The following is a 15,284-nucleotide window of genomic DNA, read 5'->3' as shown; positions in this document are numbered from 1 at the left end:
CTGAACGACCAACCGGGGGTGCCTCTCAAAAGGGGCATCCCCGGTTGGTCGTTCCTAGTGGAGCGGGTACGCCGGTAAGGTGGCGTGCGTTGTTGCTGTATGAACCCGGGGGTCCGCCCCTGGACCCCGAGCCACGCGGACTGTCCGCAGGGGTGGTCGCGTGGTTTTTGCCTGATATGTATCCGTCGATCCTCAAGACCGTCACCCTTGACGCGCGAGCGCGGGGGTCGCAGGAGGCACCGTGCTCACCGCGTTCGCCCGGGCGTTCAAGACGCCCGACCTGCGCAAGAAGCTGCTCTTCACGCTGTTCATCATCGTGCTGTACCGGTTCGGGGCGCACATCCCCGTCCCGGGCGTCAGCTACGAGAACGTACAGACGTGCGTCGACGCAGCCCAGAAGGGCAATAACAGCCTGTTCGGCTTGGTGAACATGTTCAGCGGCGGAGCGCTGCTGCAGATTACGATCTTCGCGCTCGGCATCATGCCGTACATCACGGCAAGCATCATCCTGCAGCTGCTGACAGTGGTCATCCCCCGACTCGAAGCCCTCAAGAAGGAAGGGCAGTCCGGCCAGGCCAAGATCACTCAGTACACCCGATACCTGACAGTCGCCCTCGCGGTGCTCCAGGGCACCGGTCTGGTGGCAACCGCACGCAGCGGCGCGCTCTTCAGCGGCTGCCCCGTGGCCTCGGAGATCGTCCCCGACCAGTCGATCTTCATCACCGTCACGATGGTCATCACGATGACCGCCGGTACGGCCGCCGTCATGTGGCTCGGTGAGATGATCACCGACAAGGGCATCGGCAACGGCATGTCCATCCTGATGTTCATCTCCATCGCGGCCGGTTTCCCCGGCGCGCTGTGGGCCATCAAGGAGAGCGGCAAGCTCGCTCAGGGCTGGATCGAGTTCGGCACGGTCATTCTGATCGGCTTCGTGATGGTGGGTCTCGTCGTCTTCGTCGAGCAGGCGCAGCGCCGGATCCCCGTGCAGTACGCGAAGCGGATGATCGGGCGAAGGTCCTACGGCGGTACGTCCACGTACATCCCGCTGAAGGTCAACCAGGCGGGTGTGATCCCCGTCATCTTCGCCTCGTCGCTGCTCTACATCCCGGCGCTGATCGCCCAGTTCTCCAGTTCGCAGTCGGGCTGGAAGACCTGGATCGAGGCCCACTTCATCAAGGGCGACCATCCGTACTACATCGCGACCTACTTCGTGCTGGTCGTGTTCTTCGCCTTCTTCTACGTGGCCATCACGTTCAACCCCGAAGAAGTAGCGGACAACATGAAGAAGTATGGTGGCTTCATCCCGGGCATCCGGGCCGGTCGACCTACTGCCGAGTATCTGAGTTACGTACTCAACCGGATCACTTGGCCGGGCTCGCTGTACCTGGGGTTGATCGCTCTCGTCCCAACGATGGCGTTGGCAGGCTTCGGCGGCGCGAACCAGAACTTCCCGTTCGGCGGGACAAGCATCCTGATCATCGTGGGTGTGGGTCTGGAGACCGTGAAGCAGATCGAGAGCCAGCTCCAGCAGCGTAATTACGAAGGGTTCCTCCGCTGATGCGAATCGTCCTCGTCGGACCGCCCGGTGCCGGCAAGGGAACGCAGGCTGCGTACCTCGCCAAGAACCTGTCCATTCCGCACATCTCCACCGGTGACCTCTTCCGCGCCAACATCAGCCGGGGCACCGACCTCGGTGTGCAGGCGAAGGGCTACATGGACGCCGGGAACCTGGTTCCCGACGAGGTCACCATCGCGATGGCGCTGGAGCGGATGGGGCAGCCGGACGCCGCGAACGGCTTCCTTCTGGACGGCTTCCCCCGCAACGTCTCGCAGGCCGAAGCGCTCGACAAGGCGCTCACGGCCGAGGGACTGCACCTGGACGCCGTGCTGGACCTGGAGGTCGACGAGGACGAGGTGGTCAAGCGGATCGCCGGTCGGCGTATCTGCCGCAACGACAGCTCGCACGTCTTCCACGTCACGTACAGCCCGCCGAAGAAGCAGGGTGTGTGTGACGAGTGCGGCGGTGAGCTGTACCAGCGGGACGACGACTCGGAGGAGACGGTCCGCACGCGGCTGGAGGTTTACCACACGCAGACCGAGCCGATCATCGACCACTACCGGGAGCAGGGCCTCGTGGTCACCATCTCGGCGCTGGGCAAGGTCGCCGAGGTGACCGAGCGCGCGATGGCGGCTCTGGAGGAGGGGGGCCGGGCCGCCTAGGTCCGGTCACCGCGATTCCACCTTGTACGGCACAGTGATACGGCCGGGGCGCCCCGAGGGGCACCACGGCCGTACTGCTGTCCGGCGACTACCGTAGATGGTTCCGCGCGGACGCCGCGCGGGAGACAACGTTTCATCGACCGAGTGAGGCAGGCCGCCGTCATGGTGGAGATCAAGACCCCCGAGCAGATCGCGAAGATGCGCGAGGCCGGGCTGGTCGTCGCCGCGATCCACGCGGCCACCGGCGAGGCCGCGGTGCCCGGCGCCACCACGAAGGACCTGGACGAGGTCGCGCGCAAGGTCCTCGCCGACCACGGCGCGAAGCCGAACTTCCTCGGTTACGGCGGGTTCCCCGCGACGATCTGCACCTCGGTCAACGAGGTGGTGGTCCATGGGATCCCGGACACCACGACCGTACTGAAGGACGGCGACATCATCTCGATCGACGCCGGCGCGATCGTGGACGGCTGGCACGGCGACGCGGCCTTCACGGCGTTCGTGGGCGGCGGTCACGCGCCGGAGCTGATCGAGCTCTCGCGCGTGACCGAGGGGTCGATGTGGGCGGGGATCGCCGCGATGCGGGGCGGTGCGCGGCTGGTCGACGTCTCGCGGGCGATCGAGACGTACATCCGCCGCCAGCCGAAGCCCGGCGGCGGCAAGTACGGCATCGTCGAGGACTACGGCGGCCACGGCATCGGCACCCAGATGCACATGGACCCGCACCTGCTGAACTACGTCTCACGCAAGCGCGGCAAGGGTCCGAAGCTGGTCCCCGGCTTCTGCCTGGCGATCGAGCCGATGGTCTCGCTCGGCACGCCGCAGACGGAGGTCCTGGCGGACGAGTGGACGGTCATCACGACCGACGGCACCTGGTCCTCGCACTGGGAGCACTCGGTCGCGCTGACGGAGGACGGCCCGCTGGTCCTGACGGCGGTGGACGGCGGCAAGGCGAAGCTGGCGGAGCTTGGCGTGACGGCGGCGCCGGATCCCTTGGCGTGACGGGGCGCCCGCCCCGGCGGGGCCGGTCCTGGGCCGTACGGGTGCGGGCCGTGTTCCAAGGATTGACGATCTCCGAGGGTGGGCAAACTCACCGATTCGTGTTTTCGAGAGCCCTGCCGTAGACTGACGCGTCGGCTCTGGTGTACCCGTGTGTCCGCATACGGGGGTCCAGAATCGATCAAGGTAGCCGATTCGAAGGGCGAAGCGTGGCCAAGAAGCAAGGTGCCATCGAAATTGAGGGCACCGTGATCGAGTCTCTCCCGAACGCAATGTTCAAGGTGGAGCTCCAGAACGGTCACAAGGTCCTCGCGCACATCAGCGGCAAGATGCGGATGCACTACATCCGAATCCTTCCCGATGACCGGGTAGTGGTGGAGCTGTCTCCCTACGACCTGACGCGTGGCCGGATCGTCTACCGATACAAGTAGATCTTGCCTCACCCCGCCCCCGGGGTGCCGGCACTGACCCGGAGAACCTCACACCATGAAGGTCAAGCCGAGCGTCAAGAAGATCTGCGACAAGTGCAAGGTGATCCGCCGTCACGGTCGGGTCATGGTCATCTGCGACAACCTGCGCCACAAGCAGCGCCAGGGCTGACGTACGACCCCCTGCATCTCGCAGTACTTCGCGCGACGCGAGCGAAAACGTATATACGCAGTGTCCGACGCCATCCGCACCAGCTGATGGCGCCGACACCTCCGGCGGAGGCCGGGGACCCGGAGAGAGCACAGCGGTCCGGGAGAGTCACTGCGGAAGACCTCCGAAATCACACAGGAGCCATGAATGGCACGCCTCGCAGGCGTTGACCTCCCGCGCGAAAAGCGCGTCGAGGTCGCCCTCACCTATGTCTTCGGCATCGGGCGCACCCGGTCCAAGGAGACCCTCGCCGCCACCGGCGTGGACCCCAACGTGCGCGTCCGCGACCTTGCCGAGGAAGACCTCGTCAAGCTCCGCGAGTACGTGGACAGCAACCTCAAGACCGAGGGTGACCTCCGTCGCGAGATCCAGGCCGACATCCGCCGCAAGGTCGAGATCGGCTGCTACCAGGGTCTGCGCCACCGTCGCGGCCTGCCGGTCCACGGCCAGCGCACGAGCACGAACGCCCGTACCCGCAAGGGTCCGCGTCGCGCCATCGCCGGCAAGAAGAAGCCGGGCAAGAAGTAGTCCTCAGCGGACGCTCATCAGCGGTCTTCGCTGTAGGACCGACCACCTCCCGTAGGAGTAATAGATGCCCCCCAAGGGTCGTCAGGGCGCTGCCAAGAAGGTGCGCCGCAAGGAAAAGAAGAACGTCGCTCATGGGCACGCCCACATCAAGAGCACGTTCAACAACACCATCGTCTCCATCACCGACCCCTCGGGCAACGTGATCTCCTGGGCCTCCGCCGGCCACGTCGGCTTCAAGGGCTCGCGCAAGTCGACCCCCTTCGCCGCGCAGATGGCCGCCGAGTCGGCCGCCCGCCGGGCGCAGGAGCACGGCATGCGCAAGGTCGACGTCTTCGTCAAGGGTCCCGGCTCCGGCCGTGAGACCGCGATCCGCTCGCTCCAGGCCACCGGCCTGGAGGTGGGTTCGATCCAGGACGTCACCCCCACCCCGCACAACGGCTGCCGCCCCCCGAAGCGTCGCCGCGTTTGATTCTTCGCACCCCCTGAGGGTGCGGATTCCGGGCGGTACGGAGCCTCGGCCCCGTACCGCCCGCTCGGGCTCTCCCGCCGTCCACAGCGGATGACGGGAAAGCCCGTACCCTTGTTCTGTTGGCATCAAATAGCGGGTGCCAAGACTGGAGGCATTTCCATGCTTATCGCTCAGCGTCCGTCGCTGACCGAAGAGGTCGTCGACGAATACCGCTCACGGTTCGTGATCGAGCCCCTGGAGCCGGGTTTCGGCTACACGCTCGGTAACTCTCTGCGCCGTACGCTCCTCTCCTCGATCCCCGGAGCCGCTGTCACCAGCATCCGGATCGACGGGGTCCTGCACGAGTTCACCACCGTGCCGGGCGTCAAGGAGGACGTCACCGACCTCATCCTCAACATCAAGCAGCTGGTCGTCTCCTCGGAGCACGACGAGCCGGTCGTGATGTACCTGCGCAAGCAGGGCCCCGGCCTGGTCACCGCCGCCGACATCGCGCCCCCGGCCGGTGTCGAGGTCCACAACCCGGACCTCGTCCTGGCGACGCTGAACGGCAAGGGCAAGCTGGAGATGGAGCTGACCGTCGAGCGCGGTCGCGGCTACGTCTCCGCCGTCCAGAACAAGCAGGTGGGCCAGGAGATCGGCCGTATCCCGGTCGACTCCATCTACTCGCCGGTGCTCAAGGTCACGTACAAGGTCGAGGCGACCCGTGTCGAGCAGCGCACCGACTTCGACAAGCTGATCGTCGACGTCGAGACCAAGCAGGCCATGCGCCCCCGCGACGCCATGGCGTCCGCGGGCAAGACCCTGGTCGAGCTGTTCGGTCTGGCGCGCGAGCTCAACATCGACGCCGAGGGCATCGACATGGGCCCGTCGCCGACGGACGCGGCGCTCGCCGCCGATCTCGCCCTGCCGATCGAGGAGCTGGAGCTCACCGTTCGGTCGTACAACTGCCTCAAGCGCGAGGGCATCCACTCCGTGGGTGAGCTCGTGGCGCGGTCCGAGGCGGACCTGCTCGACATCCGTAACTTCGGCGCCAAGTCGATCGACGAGGTCAAGGCGAAGCTGGCCGGCATGGGCCTGGCCCTCAAGGACAGCCCGCCCGGATTCGACCCGACGGCCGCCGCCGACGCGTTCGGCGCGGACGACGACGCGGACGCCGGGTTCGTGGAGACCGAGCAGTACTGAGGCCTTTCCGCAGACGACCGTCTGCGGGGAACTGACACCGGTACCTGATACGGCCGGTGCAGATATGAAGGAGTAACACCATGCCGAAGCCCGCCAAGGGCGCCCGTCTGGGCGGCAGCGCCGCGCACGAGCGGCTGCTTCTCGCGAACCTCGCGAAGGCGCTGTTCGAGCACGGCAAGATCACGACGACCGAGGCCAAGGCCCGCCGCCTGCGTCCGGTCGCCGAGCGTCTGGTCACCAAGGCGAAGAAGGGCGACATCCACAACCGTCGCCTCGTTCTCCAGACGATCACGGACAAGAGCATCGTGCACACGCTCTTCACCGAGATCGCTCCGCGGTACGAGAACCGCCCCGGTGGCTACACCCGCATCACCAAGATCGGTCCCCGTCGTGGCGACAACGCCCCGATGGCGGTCATCGAGCTGGTCGAGGCCCTGACCGTGGCGCAGAAGGCCACCGGTGAGGCCGAGGCCGCCACGAAGCGCGCCGTCAAGGAAGACGCCCTCAAGAAGGAGGCGGACTCCACGGAGGACGCTCCCGTCGAGGACGCCAAGCCGGTCGAGGCCAAGGACGAGCCCAAGGACGCCTGAGCGCGTTCTGACGACTGTCCGACGGACGGGCCCGCTCCCTCACGGGGGCGGGCCCGTTCCGTGTCGGGAGGCTTCGTGAGGCTTACGAGAGGAGCCGCGGGTGAGTGAGGACATCGAGGGGGCGGCGCCCGGCTTCGTACGGGTGCGGCTCGACCTGAGTTACGACGGGAAGGACTTCTCCGGCTGGGCGCGACAGGCCACCCGGCGGACGGTCCAGGGGGACATCGAGGACGCGCTGAAGGTGGTGACCCGGTCCGCGCGGACGTACGAGCTCACCGTCGCGGGGCGGACGGACGCGGGCGTGCACGCGCGCGGCCAGGTCGCGCACGTCGACCTGCCCGTGGAGCTGTGGGCCGAGCACCGGGAGAGGCTGCTGCGGCGCCTCGCGGGGCGCCTGGCGCACGATGTGCGGGTGTGGCGGGCCGAGGAGGCCCCAGCGGGCTTCAACGCCCGTTTCTCGGCGATCTGGCGGCGCTACGCCTACCGCGTCACCGACGATCCCGGCGGCGTCGACCCGCTGCTGCGCAGTCATGTCCTGTGGCACGACTGGCCGTTGGACGTGGAGGCGATGAACGCCGCGTCGGCGGGGCTGCTCGGTGAGCACGACTTCGCCGCGTACTGCAAGAGGCGCGAGGGCGCGACGACGATCCGGACGCTCCAGCGGCTGGAGTGGGAGCGGGACGCGCACGGCGTCGTCACCGCGACCGTGCGTGCCGACGCCTTCTGCCACAACATGGTGCGCTCGCTGGTGGGCGCGCTGCTGTTCGTCGGCGACGGGCACCGGCCCGTGGAGTGGCCGGCGAAGGTGCTGGCCGCCGGGGTGCGGGACTCGGCCGTCCATGTCGTACGGCCGCACGGACTCACCCTGGAGGAGGTCGGCTACCCGGCCGACGACCAGCTCGCCGCCCGCAACCGGCTGGCCCGCAACAGACGGACCCTGCCGGCTGCCGGCGGGACGGGCGCTACGTCACTGGTCGACGGGTGCGGTGGCTGCTGCTGACGCCTGCGTCTCACCGCGCCTGCGGATCTGGAGGAAGGTGAACTCCGCGACGTCGTCACCGGTGGTGTAGACGTCCTTGTCCGTCTTCACGACGTCCTTGCCGGTGGTGAAGCCGCCGACGGTGAAGTACACGTACCGGCCCACCGAGTTGGTGGTCTTGCGGCAGATGGCGCCGCCCCGGCAGAACGTCGGGACACCCGAGCCGGAGAGCGAGGCCAGACCGCCGCGCGCCTCCTTCTTCGCCTTCAGCGCCTGCGTCTCGGTGGAGAAGACCGCGACGCCGACGGTCACCGCCGTGTCGCCCCGGCGGTACGTGGCGCGGATGACCTGGTCGCACGTGTTGGAGGCGAGGATCGAGCCCAGGTCGTCCTGGGTGGCACCCGCGCAGTTCGTGGTGCGGTTCGTCGCGCCCTTCGTGTACTCGCGGTCGCCCATCGTCAGCTTGGAGCCGGGGAAGAGGGTGTCCGCGCTGAGCGGCGCCGTGTCCTTGTCCTCGGTGGAGATGAAGTCCTTCGGGTTCGGCGGCGGCAGCGGCACGGCCTCCGAGAAGGACGGCTCGGGCTCGGCGCTCTCGCTGGGCAGGTCGGGCGGCGCGGGCAGGTCGCTCGCGTTCTTGTCGCCCGCCCGGTCACCGCCGTCGGCGTTCGTGGACACGACGGCTGTCGCGACGATCGCCGCGACGGCGGCGGACGCGAGCGCGCCGCCGCCGATCAGCATCCACCGCCTGCGCCGGGCCCGCTGCGCCGATGCGTCGGCGAGCGCGGCCCAGTCCGGCGTCTGCCCCTGCGGGTCACGCGATCCGTACGGCCCTTGTGGGGGCGGTCCGTAGGGCCCCCCTTGACCAAAGCTCATGGCGGGAGTTTAGACCGCGCGGGGAGTGCTTCGGTCGGGGTACGGGAAGGGAAAATGGTTGGGAGAGTGGGGTCCTGGCCCTGACAATGCGAAGCATGGGACATCTTGAGGCCGCGCATCTGGAGTACTACCTACCGGACGGGCGGGTGCTCCTCGGCGATGCGTCGTTCCGGGTCGGCGAAGGCGCCGTCGTGGCGCTCGTGGGAGCCAACGGCGCGGGGAAGACGACGCTGCTGCGGCTGATGGCGGGGGACCTCCAGCCGCACGGCGGGACGGTCACCGTCTCCGGCGGGCTCGGCGTGATGGAGCAGTTCGTCGGCTCCGTACGGGACGAGCGCACCGTCCGCGACCTGCTGGTCTCCGTCGCCCAGCCGCGTATCAGGGACGCGGCGCGGGCCGTGGACGCCGCCGAGAACGCCATCATGGAGCGGGACGACGAGGCCGCGCAGATGAGCTACGCGCAGGCGCTCAGCGACTGGGCGGAGGTACGGGGGTACGAGGCCGAGACCCTGTGGGACACCTGTACGGTCGCGGCGCTCGGCGTCCCGTACGAGAAGGCCCAGTGGCGCGCGCTGAAGACGCTCAGCGGCGGCGAGCAGAAACGGCTGGTGCTCGAGGCGCTGCTGCGCGGCCCCGACGAGGTCCTGCTGCTCGACGAGCCGGACAACTATCTGGACGTGCCGGGGAAGCGGTGGCTGGAGGAGCGGCTCAAGGAGACCTCCAAGACCGTGCTGTTCGTCTCCCACGACCGGGAGCTGCTGGCGCGCAGCGCCCAGCGGATCGTCAGTGTGGAGCCGGGCCCGGCCGGGTCCGACGTCTGGGTGCACGGCGGCGGCTTCGGTACGTACCACGCGGCCCGCAAGGAGCGGTTCGCCCGCTTCGAGGAGCTGCGCCGGCGCTGGGACGAGCAGCACGTCCAGCTCAAGGAGCTGGTCCGGGCCCTGGGGCAGAAGGCCAAGTACAACGACGGCATGGCCTCGCGCTACCGGGCCGCCCAGACGCGGCTGCGCAAGTTCGAGGACGCCGGCCCGCCGCAGGAGCCGCCGCGCGAGCAGGACATCCGGATGCGGCTGAAGGGCGGGCGTACCGGGGTGCGGGCGGTGACCTGCGAGAACCTGGAGCTGACCGGTCTGATGAAGCCGTTCTCGCTGGAGATCTTCTACGGCGAGCGGGTCGCGGTCCTCGGGTCGAACGGCTCCGGCAAGTCGCACTTCCTGCGGCTGCTCGCCGGCGATCAGTCGGTCGCGCACACGGGGATGTGGAAGCTGGGCGCGCGGGTCGTGCCCGGCCACTTCGCGCAGACGCACGCGCACCCGGAGCTGCTGGGGCGGACCCTGGTCGACATCCTGTGGACCGAGCACGCGAAGGACCGGGGCGGTGCGATGAGCGTGCTGCGCCGCTACGAGCTGGAGCGGCAGGGGGACCAGCCGTTCGACAAGCTGTCGGGCGGGCAGCAGGCGCGCTTCCAGATCCTGCTGCTGGAGCTGGGCGGGACGACGGCGCTGCTACTGGACGAGCCGACGGACAACCTGGACCTGGAGTCGGCGGAAGCCCTTCAGGACGGGCTCGAGGCGTACGAGGGGACGGTGCTCGCCGTCACGCACGACCGGTGGTTCGCGAAGAGCTTCGACCGCTATCTGGTCTTCGGGTCGGACGGGGTCGTGCGGGAGAGCGTGGAGCCGGTGTGGGACGAGCGGCGGGTGGCGCGGGCGCGCTGACGGCCGGGCCCGGGTCCTTGGGGGGCCTCGTTTTGACCCGTACGGCGCACCCTGGGTATCCTTCTGGTTCGTTATGCGTATTGGCTTGTTCATTCTCACGTGAGAGGCCCTTACGCCGGTCCACCGGGCCGATGATCCAGCGGCAGGCACGGGTTGCGTCCCCGTACGTCTGCCAGGGCTGTCGTGATCGTCCGGGTGGCCTTGTCAGGACCCACTCACTGAAGAAGCGAAGGCTACGACCGTGCGTACGTACAGCCCCAAGCCCGGCGATGTCACGCGCCAGTGGCACATCATCGACGCGCAGGACATCGTCCTGGGCCGTCTGGCGACTACGGCAGCGAACCTCCTCCGGGGCAAGCACAAGCCGACCTACGCCCCTCACATGGACATGGGCGACTTCGTCGTCATCATCAACGCCGAGAAGGTCCACCTCTCCGGCAACAAGAAGACCCAGAAGATGGCGTACCGCCACTCCGGCTACCCGGGTGGTCTGCGTTCCGTCCGCTACGACGAGCTGCTCGCCAAGAGCCCCGAGAAGGCCGTGGAAAAGGCCATCAAGGGCATGATTCCCAAGAACACCCTGGGCCGTCAGATGCTCTCGAAGCTGAAGGTGTACGCGGGCGACCAGCACCCGCACGCCGCCCAGCAGCCGGTCCCGTTCGAGATCACCCAGGTCGCGCAGTAATCCCGGCCACCGCCTAAGACGAAAAGAAATCTGAGGAACATCGTGGCCGAGACCACCGCAGAGACCCCCGTCGACGCCCCCGAGGGCGAGGAGACGTTCGCCGAGGTGACGACCTTCGAGTCGGAGACCCCCGTCGAGGGTGAGTACACCTCCGAGTCGCTGGCTTCCCGCTTCGGCGACCCCCAGCCGGCCGCCGGCCTGGGACGTCGTAAGAACGCCATCGCCCGCGTCCGGATCGTTCCGGGCAGTGGCAAGTGGAAGATCAACGGGCGTTCGCTCGAGGACTACTTCCCGAACAAGGTCCACCAGCAGGCTGTCAACGAGCCCTTCAAGGTGCTCGAACTCGACAACCGCTACGACGTCATCGCCCGTATCTCGGGTGGCGGCGTCTCCGGCCAGGCCGGCGCGCTGCGCCTTGGTGTGGCCCGCTCGCTGAACGAGGCGGACGTGGACAACAACCGCGCCCCGCTGAAGAAGGCCGGCTTCCTGAGCCGCGACGACCGTGCGGTCGAGCGCAAGAAGGCCGGTCTCAAGAAGGCCCGCAAGGCGCCGCAGTACAGCAAGCGCTAACCGCTCGCTCGGCCTCAGGGCCTGTCGGGTGGCCTCTGGCCGGGCGTCCACGCCCTGGCACGTACGCTTCCCACGATGCCGAAATGCCCTGGTAGCTCCGCTACGAGGGCACCCCGGCGCCTTGGAATCGCACGCACCAGACCGCGTCCGCTTTCCGATCGAAGGCCACCCGACAAGCTCTGCCACGCCATGGCCCTTACGGCTTCACGGCGTATGTATGGCATATGTTCGCCCCGGCGGCACTCCGTGCTGCCGGGGCGTTCGTTTTCCGAGCTTCCCGATCCCCTGGATGATCCGCCGGGCAATCCCCGTGTTCTCCTTGGATCTTGGCGGAGCTCTTCGGGGCAATTTCTGAGGATTTTCGGAGGGACAGCTGTGGGACGACTCTTCGGCACGGACGGCGTGCGCGGTGTCGCCAACGCGGACCTGACGGCGGAGCTGACGCTCGGCCTCTCGGTCGCGGCGGCACACGTACTCGCCGAGGCGGGTACGTTCGAGGGCCATCGGGCGACCGCGGTGGTGGGGCGCGATCCGCGTGCCTCTGGTGAGTTCCTGGAGGCCGCCGTGGTGGCGGGTCTCGCGAGCGCGGGCGTGGACGTCCTGCGCGTCGGTGTGCTGCCCACCCCCGCGGTGGCGTATCTCACCGGTGCGCTGGGCGCCGACCTCGGCGTGATGCTCTCCGCGAGCCACAACGCCATGCCGGACAACGGCATCAAGTTCTTCGCGCGCGGCGGTCACAAGCTGGCCGACGAGCTGGAGGACCGGATCGAGGCCGCGTACCTGGAGAACACCGTGCATCGCACGGGCGCCCCCTGGGAGCGGCCGACCGGTGCGGGCGTGGGCCGGGTCCGGGACTACGACGAGGGCTTCGACCAGTACATCGCGCACCTGATCGGGGTGCTGCCGAACCGGCTCGACGGGCTCAAGATCGTCCTGGACGAGGCGCACGGCGCGGCCGCCCGCGTGTCGCCCGAGGCGTTCACGCGCGCCGGCGCCGAGATTGTCACGATCGGCGCGGAGCCGGACGGCCTGAACATCAACGACGGCTGCGGCTCCACCCATCTGGACCTGCTGAAGGCCGCGGTCGTCGAGCACGGCGCGGACCTCGGCATCGCGCACGACGGTGACGCCGACCGCTGCCTGGCCGTGGACGCGGCGGGCGAGGAGGTCGACGGCGACCAGATCCTCGCGGTGCTGGCCCTCGCGATGCGTGAGGCGGGGACGCTGCGCGAGGACGCGGTCGTCGGGACCGTGATGTCCAACCTCGGCTTCAAGATCGCGATGGAGCGTGAGGGCATCACCCTCGTACAGACGGCGGTCGGCGACCGTTACGTACTGGAGTCGATGAAGGAGCACGGCTACGCCCTCGGCGGCGAGCAGTCCGGGCACGTCATCGTCCTCGACCACGCGACGACCGGTGACGGCACGCTGACCGGTCTGATGCTGGCGGCGCGCGTGGCGAGCACGGGCCGTTCGCTGGCGGACCTGGCGGGCGTGATGCGGCGGCTGCCGCAGGTCCTGGTGAATGTGCCGGACGTGGACAAGTCGCGCGTCACGACGTCGGCGGAGCTGGCGACGGCGGTGTCGGAGGCCGAGGAGCAGCTCGGGTCGACGGGCCGGGTGCTGCTGCGGCCCTCGGGTACGGAGCCGCTGGTTCGGGTGATGGTGGAGGCGGCCGACATCGAGCAGGCGCGCGCGGTGGCCGGGCGGTTGGCGGACGTGGTGAAGTCGGCGCTGGGCTAGGGCCTGTCGTTCGGATCAGGCCGGGGCTCCCGGACCCGTGCTTCCGGCGGGAGGTCAGCGGCTTTCGGGCGCCGGCCTCCCGCGACCCCCGGCCCAGAGCGCCTTCTGGACGAGCAGGGTGAGCGTCCCGGCCACGACGATGCCGCCGAGGTTGATCAGGAGCTGGCCGCTGGAGCCCGACACCTGGTTCAGATCGCCGTAGCCGAGGGCCACGGCGGCGTTCGCGGCGGCGGGGACCGTGGTCACCGAGATGGCGACGCCGACCAGCGCGCCGGACTTCGCCGAGGTCAGCGAGAGCATGCCGGCCACCCCGGCGAGCACCGCGACCACCAGCGAGAACAGGTCCGGGTTGAAGATGAAGGACGTGTTCGGGCGGTCCGCCTCCAGCATCGACTTGTGGAACAGTCCGAGCGCGTTCATCAGCAGGCTGAAGCCGGTCGTCAGCAGCATCGCGGCGGCGAACCCCGCGAGCAGCGCGACCGCCGAGCGCAGGGCGAGCCGTGCGGAGCGCCGTACCACCGCCGTACAGAGCCCGGCGAGCGGCCCGAACTCGGGCCCCACGGCCATCGCCCCGACGATCAGGATCGCGTTGTCCAGCACCACACCGCAGGCGGCGATCATCGTCGCGAGGGTGAGGAAGGCGAGATACGTGACCGAGAGGGTGGACTCCTCGTGGGTGGCGTCCGCCAGTTGCTCCCACAGGACGGCGTCCGCGCCCTCGCCCGGGGCTTCCTCCTCCGCCTGATCGGCGTGCCGCGAGAGGGACAGCCCGATGTCGTCGGCGGCGATCGAGCCGTTCTCGTCGAGCCCGAGGTCGCGCAGCTCGGCGATGAGCCCGTCGCCCGCCTCGCGCGCGACGTCGCACAGGACGAGATCGCCCGCCGGGTCACGGGCGGCGCCCGGGACGACCACCAGGTGGGTGGTGCCGACGGTCCGCTCCAGGGTGCTCACGACACGGTCGGTCAGGCCGGCGGGGACGATCAGGCGCAGATGCAGCACGGCGGCTCTCAGACCCTGGCTCGGAGTTCAGAGTTTACGGAGGGACAGGCGCTGCACCTTGTGGTCGGCACCCTTCCGGAGGACCAGGGTGGCACGGCTGCGGGTGGGGGCGACGTTCTCCAGCAGATTGAGCCGGTTGACGGTGCGCCAGGTGGTGCGCGCGTAGTCGAGGGCCTCCTCCTCGGAGACCTGGGTGTACTTGCGGAAGTACGAGGACGGGTTCTGGAAGGCCGTCTGGCGCAGCTCGCGGAAACGGTTCAGATACCAGGTCTCGATGTCCTCGGCGCGCGCGTCGACGTACACGCTGAAGTCGAAGAAGTCGGCGAGACCGACGCGGGTACGCCCGTCCTGGCCGGGGAGGGCGGGCTGCAGGACGTTGAGGCCCTCGACGATGAGGATGTCCGGGCGTCGTACGGTCAGCTTCTCGTCCGGCACGATGTCGTACTTCAGATGCGAGTAGACGGGCGCGGTCACCTCGTCCTTGCCGGCCTTGATGTCGGCGACGAAGCGGGTCAGGGCGCGGCGGTCGTACGACTCCGGGAAGCCCTTGCGCGACATCAGGCCGCGCGCCCGGAGCTCCTTCATCGGCAGCAGGAACCCGTCGGTGGTCACGCGCTCCACGCGCGGGTGTTCGGGCCAGCGGGCGAGCAGCGCCTGGAGGAGCCGGGCGACGGTCGACTTGCCCACGGCCACGCTTCCGGCGACTCCTATGACGAAGGGTGTGCCGCGCTGGGCGCCGTGGCCGTTGCCCGCGTCCTGGAGGAAGGTGTTGAGCGCGCCGCGGAGTTGGCCGGTGGCCTGTACGTAGAGGTTGAGCAGCCGGGAGAGCGGCAGATAGACGTCCCGTACCTCGTCCAGATCGATGACGTCCCCGAGTCCGCGCAGCCGCTCGACCTCATCGGCGGTGAGCGGCAGTGGGGTCTTGTCGCGCAGCGCGCTCCACTCGGCGCGGCTGAGGTCGACGAAGGGGGTCGGCCCGTGCTCGGCCCGACGGTGGACGCTTCGTGACGGCGAAGACGGTGTGATCACGTCGCCATTGTCGGGGGTCGGGGGGTGGGGGTGGTTGTGGGGGGGGGGGGGGGGGGGGGGG

The 15,284-nt window shown here is 68.8% G+C and carries 17 protein-coding genes; 14 read left to right on the top strand and 3 right to left on the bottom strand.

What is annotated here, in order from left to right:
- Window positions 1-241 precede the first annotated feature (241 nt).
- The 10 genes from secY to truA all read left to right on the top strand — a co-directional run bounded on the left by secY (window position 242) and on the right by truA (window position 7,627).
- Window positions 242-1,561: a preprotein translocase subunit SecY gene (secY, locus tag IEY79_RS13315; RefSeq protein WP_078075536.1), complete on the top strand. Its 1,320-nt coding sequence runs from the start codon at window positions 242-244 to the stop codon at window positions 1,559-1,561.
- Window positions 1,561-2,223, top strand: coding sequence for an adenylate kinase (locus IEY79_RS13310; RefSeq protein ID WP_189107644.1), 663 nt, complete (start codon window positions 1,561-1,563; stop codon window positions 2,221-2,223). The genes secY and IEY79_RS13310 overlap by 1 nt, the downstream gene beginning before the upstream one ends.
- Before the next feature lie 162 nt (window positions 2,224-2,385).
- Window positions 2,386-3,222, top strand: a complete 837-nt coding sequence (gene map, locus IEY79_RS13305; RefSeq protein ID WP_189107820.1) for a type I methionyl aminopeptidase — start codon at window positions 2,386-2,388, stop codon at window positions 3,220-3,222.
- Between the two features lie 206 nt (window positions 3,223-3,428).
- Window positions 3,429-3,650, top strand: coding sequence for a translation initiation factor IF-1 (infA, locus tag IEY79_RS13300; RefSeq protein ID WP_003956442.1), 222 nt, complete (start codon window positions 3,429-3,431; stop codon window positions 3,648-3,650).
- 55 nt (window positions 3,651-3,705) lie between these two features.
- A complete protein-coding gene (gene rpmJ / locus IEY79_RS13295) occupies window positions 3,706-3,819 on the top strand; it encodes a 50S ribosomal protein L36 (protein WP_003956441.1) in 114 nt (37 codons plus the stop codon).
- 186 nt (window positions 3,820-4,005) lie between these two features.
- The gene (gene rpsM / locus IEY79_RS13290) at window positions 4,006-4,386 is read left to right on the top strand and encodes a 30S ribosomal protein S13 (RefSeq protein WP_189107643.1); all 381 of its coding nucleotides are present in this window, start codon (window positions 4,006-4,008) and stop codon (window positions 4,384-4,386) included.
- A 64-nt stretch (window positions 4,387-4,450) separates the two neighbouring features.
- The gene (gene rpsK / locus IEY79_RS13285) at window positions 4,451-4,855 is read left to right on the top strand and encodes a 30S ribosomal protein S11 (RefSeq protein ID WP_003956432.1); all 405 of its coding nucleotides are present in this window, start codon (window positions 4,451-4,453) and stop codon (window positions 4,853-4,855) included.
- Window positions 4,856-5,014: 159 nt separating this feature from the next.
- Window positions 5,015-6,037 carry a DNA-directed RNA polymerase subunit alpha gene (locus tag IEY79_RS13280; RefSeq protein WP_003956430.1) on the top strand — a complete coding sequence of 341 codons (1,023 nt, stop codon included), beginning with the start codon at window positions 5,015-5,017 and terminating at the stop codon, window positions 6,035-6,037.
- An 80-nt stretch (window positions 6,038-6,117) separates the two neighbouring features.
- Window positions 6,118-6,627 carry a 50S ribosomal protein L17 gene (gene rplQ / locus IEY79_RS13275; protein ID WP_189107642.1) on the top strand — a complete coding sequence of 170 codons (510 nt, stop codon included), beginning with the start codon at window positions 6,118-6,120 and terminating at the stop codon, window positions 6,625-6,627.
- Window positions 6,628-6,727: 100 nt separating this feature from the next.
- Window positions 6,728-7,627: a tRNA pseudouridine(38-40) synthase TruA gene (gene truA / locus IEY79_RS13270; RefSeq protein ID WP_189107641.1), complete on the top strand. Its 900-nt coding sequence runs from the start codon at window positions 6,728-6,730 to the stop codon at window positions 7,625-7,627.
- Here the strand turns inward: truA and IEY79_RS13265 are convergent.
- Complete coding sequence (locus tag IEY79_RS13265; protein ID WP_189107640.1) at window positions 7,595-8,479, bottom strand: hypothetical protein; 885 nt, start codon at window positions 8,477-8,479, stop codon at window positions 7,595-7,597. The two genes, truA and IEY79_RS13265, sit on opposite strands and share 33 nt — an antisense overlap.
- A gap of 95 nt (window positions 8,480-8,574) precedes the next feature.
- Between IEY79_RS13265 and IEY79_RS13260 the strand changes: the two genes are divergently transcribed.
- The 4 genes from IEY79_RS13260 to glmM all read left to right on the top strand — a co-directional run bounded on the left by IEY79_RS13260 (window position 8,575) and on the right by glmM (window position 13,195).
- On the top strand, window positions 8,575-10,197 hold the full coding sequence (locus IEY79_RS13260) for an ABC-F family ATP-binding cassette domain-containing protein (RefSeq protein WP_189107639.1): 1,623 nt from the start codon (window positions 8,575-8,577) through the stop codon (window positions 10,195-10,197).
- A 241-nt stretch (window positions 10,198-10,438) separates the two neighbouring features.
- A complete protein-coding gene (rplM, locus tag IEY79_RS13255) occupies window positions 10,439-10,882 on the top strand; it encodes a 50S ribosomal protein L13 (protein ID WP_189107638.1) in 444 nt (147 codons plus the stop codon).
- Window positions 10,883-10,924: 42 nt separating this feature from the next.
- The gene (gene rpsI / locus IEY79_RS13250) at window positions 10,925-11,452 is read left to right on the top strand and encodes a 30S ribosomal protein S9 (RefSeq protein ID WP_189107637.1); all 528 of its coding nucleotides are present in this window, start codon (window positions 10,925-10,927) and stop codon (window positions 11,450-11,452) included.
- A gap of 375 nt (window positions 11,453-11,827) precedes the next feature.
- Window positions 11,828-13,195, top strand: coding sequence for a phosphoglucosamine mutase (gene glmM / locus IEY79_RS13245; RefSeq protein ID WP_189107636.1), 1,368 nt, complete (start codon window positions 11,828-11,830; stop codon window positions 13,193-13,195).
- 54 nt (window positions 13,196-13,249) lie between these two features.
- On the opposite strand, the gene IEY79_RS13240 is transcribed toward glmM, so the two are convergent.
- A complete protein-coding gene (locus tag IEY79_RS13240; protein ID WP_189107635.1) occupies window positions 13,250-14,194 on the bottom strand; it encodes a DUF389 domain-containing protein in 945 nt (314 codons plus the stop codon).
- A 27-nt stretch (window positions 14,195-14,221) separates the two neighbouring features.
- The gene (gene coaA, locus IEY79_RS13235; protein ID WP_373292537.1) at window positions 14,222-15,220 is read right to left on the bottom strand and encodes a type I pantothenate kinase; all 999 of its coding nucleotides are present in this window, start codon (window positions 15,218-15,220) and stop codon (window positions 14,222-14,224) included.
- Between the last annotated feature and the right edge of the window lie 64 nt (window positions 15,221-15,284).

This window comes from Streptomyces camponoticapitis, assembly GCF_014646115.1.
Taxonomy (GTDB): Bacteria; Actinomycetota; Actinomycetes; order Streptomycetales; family Streptomycetaceae; genus Streptomyces; species Streptomyces camponoticapitis.
The sequence above is the reverse complement of the archived record's forward strand: the minus strand, read 5'-3'. Positions and strand labels throughout refer to the sequence as shown.

Coding starts and splice junctions, on each gene's coding strand:
- IEY79_RS13310 (WP_189107644.1), top strand. CDS start 1,561: ATGCGAATCGTCCTCGTCGGACCGCCCGGTGCCGGCAAGGGAACGCAG.
- map (WP_189107820.1), top strand. CDS start 2,386: ATGGTGGAGATCAAGACCCCCGAGCAGATCGCGAAGATGCGCGAGGCC.
- rpmJ (WP_003956441.1), top strand. CDS start 3,706: ATGAAGGTCAAGCCGAGCGTCAAGAAGATCTGCGACAAGTGCAAGGTG.
- rpsM (WP_189107643.1), top strand. CDS start 4,006: ATGGCACGCCTCGCAGGCGTTGACCTCCCGCGCGAAAAGCGCGTCGAG.
- rpsK (WP_003956432.1), top strand. CDS start 4,451: ATGCCCCCCAAGGGTCGTCAGGGCGCTGCCAAGAAGGTGCGCCGCAAG.
- IEY79_RS13280 (WP_003956430.1), top strand. CDS start 5,015: ATGCTTATCGCTCAGCGTCCGTCGCTGACCGAAGAGGTCGTCGACGAA.
- rplQ (WP_189107642.1), top strand. CDS start 6,118: ATGCCGAAGCCCGCCAAGGGCGCCCGTCTGGGCGGCAGCGCCGCGCAC.
- IEY79_RS13265 (WP_189107640.1), bottom strand. CDS start 8,479: ATGAGCTTTGGTCAAGGGGGGCCCTACGGACCGCCCCCACAAGGGCCG.
- IEY79_RS13260 (WP_189107639.1), top strand. CDS start 8,575: ATGGGACATCTTGAGGCCGCGCATCTGGAGTACTACCTACCGGACGGG.